Genomic DNA, 277 nt, shown 5'->3' with positions numbered 1-277 from the left:
CGCGCTTGCAGGTGGAACATCCCGTCACTGAAGCCATAACAGGTGAGGATCTGGTGCTCTGGCAGCTGAAGGTCGCAACCGGCGAGCCGCTGCCGAAGAGCCAGGACGAGATCGCCATGAAGGGCTGGGCATTCGAGGCACGGCTCTATGCCGAAAATCCCGGCGCCGGCTACCTGCCCTCGACCGGCCGGCTCAAACATCTCAAACTCCCCAGAACTGTCCGCGTCGACAGCGGCGTCGAACAGGGGGACGAGATCACCGCCTTTTACGATCCGAT

Annotated in this window: 1 pseudogene; it reads left to right on the top strand. The window is 62.5% G+C overall.

The features are described 5' to 3' along the window. A pseudogene (locus EOD29_RS31565) lies at positions 1-277 on the top strand (methylcrotonoyl-CoA carboxylase); the annotation flags it as partial.

The sequence above is a fragment of the Mesorhizobium sp. M1A.T.Ca.IN.004.03.1.1 genome (assembly GCF_003997555.1).
Taxonomy (GTDB): Bacteria; Pseudomonadota; Alphaproteobacteria; order Rhizobiales; family Rhizobiaceae; genus Mesorhizobium.
The sequence above is the reverse complement of the archived record's forward strand: the minus strand, read 5'-3'. Positions and strand labels throughout refer to the sequence as shown.